Genomic DNA, 929 nt, shown 5'->3' with positions numbered 1-929 from the left:
CGAGAAATCGGCCACGCGCAGCTTCCAGGGTGTGCTGGTGCTGGCGGGTGCTGCGTCGGCCGTTGCCGCCGGGGCCGTGGTGCTGCCGGGCGCTGCCTTCAGCCAGCGCTCGAACATCCAGCGCCCGTCGGCGCCCCGTTCCACCGCCAGTTGCGGCTGGCTGATGGCCAGGCGCTCCAGCGTGGCAGTGCGCGCATCCAGGGGCACCTCGGCGCCCGCAATGTCGAGCTTGCCCAGGCTGGCCAAGGTGGTCTTGCCCTGCTTGACGGCCAGTTGCTCCAGCGCCAGGGGGCCTGCCTTGAGGGTGACGCCGGTGGCGCCCGCCTGCGCGGCCTGTGGCGTGGGCGCTTGCCATGCCACACCCACATCGCCGCTGAGCTGGCCGGTCACCGTGGGCTCCAGCGTCTGGGCCAGGTAGGGTGCGGCCAGTTGCAGGGCCAGGGCGTTCAGGGTGGCGTTGACCTGGGCCTTCTGGTCCGTGGCTTCGCCGGTGAAGCTGAGCGTGCTGCCTTGCAGGTTGAGCCCGCCTTTGAAGCTGAAGGGCTTGGCGTTGTCCTTGGCAAAGGGCAGGGCGACATCGGCCGCATCCAGCGTGATGTCGGTGGCCTGCAGGGCGGCAGCGGGGCGCGTGGTGGCGTCGGCCCAGCGCAGGGTGCCCCCACGCACGGCGGCGGTGGCGACGTCCACCGCCCAGGCGGGGGCGGCTGCCTTGGCCTTGGCTTTGCCTGTGGAGGCGGGGGACGCTGGGGCGGATGCTGCGCTGGCCGGTGGCGAAGCGGCAGTGTCAACTGAGGCGGATGCCGCAGGTGTGGCGGGCTTGCCCTTGGCGGGCGTGGAATGCTGCGCTGGCGGGGTGGGCGTTGCCAGTTGCGCCAGGTTGATCTGACCGCTGGCGTCGCGGGTGGCGGTCACCACGGGCGCCGTCAGCT

At 72.2% G+C, this 929-nt stretch carries 1 protein-coding gene; it reads right to left on the bottom strand.

Features of this window, described 5'->3' with window-relative positions; all coding sequences use genetic code 11:
* On the bottom strand, nucleotides 1–929 hold a 929-nt coding region (locus DBR23_RS31750), incomplete at both ends, for a DUF748 domain-containing protein (RefSeq protein WP_233250738.1).

Origin of the sequence: Acidovorax sp. HMWF018, from assembly GCF_003061035.1 — a bacterium.
In the GTDB taxonomy this organism is placed as follows: domain Bacteria; phylum Pseudomonadota; class Gammaproteobacteria; order Burkholderiales; family Burkholderiaceae_C; genus Acidovorax; species Acidovorax delafieldii.
The sequence above is the reverse complement of the archived record's forward strand: the minus strand, read 5'-3'. Positions and strand labels throughout refer to the sequence as shown.